The organism is Staphylococcus sp. McC-251-APC-3A2, from assembly GCF_009695665.1.
Taxonomy (GTDB): Bacteria; Bacillota; Bacilli; order Staphylococcales; family Staphylococcaceae; genus Staphylococcus; species Staphylococcus cohnii.
The window spans coordinates 1-1,782 of sequence record NZ_VUNO01000020.1; the positions used below are offsets into that span (position 1 = coordinate 1).

The 1,782-nt window shown below is 35.2% G+C and carries 1 protein-coding gene; it reads right to left on the bottom strand.

What is annotated here, in order from left to right:
* Positions 1–362: 362 nt before the first annotated feature.
* Positions 363–1,637 carry an ISL3 family transposase gene (locus FYJ81_RS12955; RefSeq protein WP_031903877.1) on the bottom strand — a complete coding sequence of 425 codons (1,275 nt, stop codon included), beginning with the start codon at positions 1,635–1,637 and terminating at the stop codon, positions 363–365.
* Positions 1,638–1,782 lie beyond the last annotated feature (145 nt).

Here is a 1,782-nt window from a genome sequence, read left to right on the forward strand (position 1 = left end):
AGGATGTTCATCTTTTGTGGTGGGCAGATAATTAAAAGTAACTAATTTTATATTTAACTTAATCATAACACGTAGTAATCACTACATTCATTTAAGCGTACAGTTAATTATTAATTGTGCGCTTTTTGAGTACTATCATTTCTTTAATGCTCGCTTGCCAAGGCGCCTCACTTTAACTAATTTTGGCTTTGTTAAACAATGGAAGCCAAAATGGATTTTCAGTTCGGCTTGTTGCCTTAGGCGTCTCGCATTAGAAATGATTGTTACGCCATATAGTTATATGAGTGTTTGTGACATGTTAAGTAGCGATTACTACGTAATATTTATGCGACGTCATTTATTAATAAACCATGCATTTTACGTCATTGATACAACTTGAAAATAATAAGTATTCTGGCTTTAAAGTTATTAAAGTTTCGATAACCATACGATACACGTTTAATTAGCTTAATTTTATTATTGATACCTTCAATCGCTCCATTGTTAAACATAGGGTGCTGGATTGTTGCGTAAAGGACATACTCGTATTTCTTATAGAATCGAATCACACGCCAAACACCACGCGATACCTGTTTCTTTTCGACACCTCGCAGTATTTCTTTGAAACGTAACCAATCACATTGTTTCAATGCTTCTCGAAGTTGGTGGACTAACATATATGTGTCATAGAGCTGTTGATCAAGATTTAATAGATACCCTAGAATATCTCTTGAGGTTGTGTATGTTTTGAAAGACTTTGACCAGAAGTATTCATAGCTATTAATATCTTGTCTGTCGGAAAGGAAGAGTCTCCAGTGTTTTTTCAGTTTCGTGTAATCGGTTGAAGATTTATAACGATAAGCATTCATAACAGAAATACGTTGCTTATTAAGTTCACGGTTAAGGTGCTGAACGATATGAAAACGATCAAAGATTAAAATCGCATTTGGGAATACTTCATGAACGAAGTTAATATATGGCTCATACATATCCGCTGTTACAGTTCTAACAGCTATTCTTTCACGTCGGTCAAAGCGATAGAAATATTCTTTGAGCTTATGAATGCGTCTATCTTCTAAAATATCGATAATCTGATTCGTTTCATTATTTACAAACAGAAAACTCATCGCCGTTGTCACGTTCTTAACGCTTTTAAACTCATCTATGGAGATATGTCTGGGTAAGCCTGATGAAGGTTTGACTGTCAGTGATTGTGAAAGTTTATGAAGACATCTTTTAACTGTACTCGGTGAAACACTACAATCATTGGCAATGTCTAGTTCGGATTGTACACGAGTGAGTCTATGTGGAATCGCTAACTTCACGCGATTCGTAATAAAACAGTGACTATCAACAATGCTTGTTTGAGCCGTGAAAGTCTTTGAACAGTGTAAACATTTAAAGCGTTCTTTCGCTAAGTTAAGATAAACATTAGACTCTTGAGATTTTAACAACGTCAAACGCGAAACACGTTTACCGTGCTTATGTATTTGCCCGTCATTGACACAACCACACTTCATACAAGCTTCAGGTTTATAAGAAAGGGTTCCATAAACAACTGTAGAAAGCTGACCACGCACTTCTACATCTTCCTCCACCTTCATAACTTGAATATTTTCATCTTTAATTTTTAGTAGTTTTAATATATCATTACACATAGGCGCATCATGTCTCCTCTCGATTTTTTGTTTGGTCACTTAAAATTATAGAGGCATGAGCGCTTTTTTTGTATCTAAAATGATTAAAAACATAAAAGGCGGGATAGCATTTCATGCCATCCCACCACAAAAGATGAAGAACCAA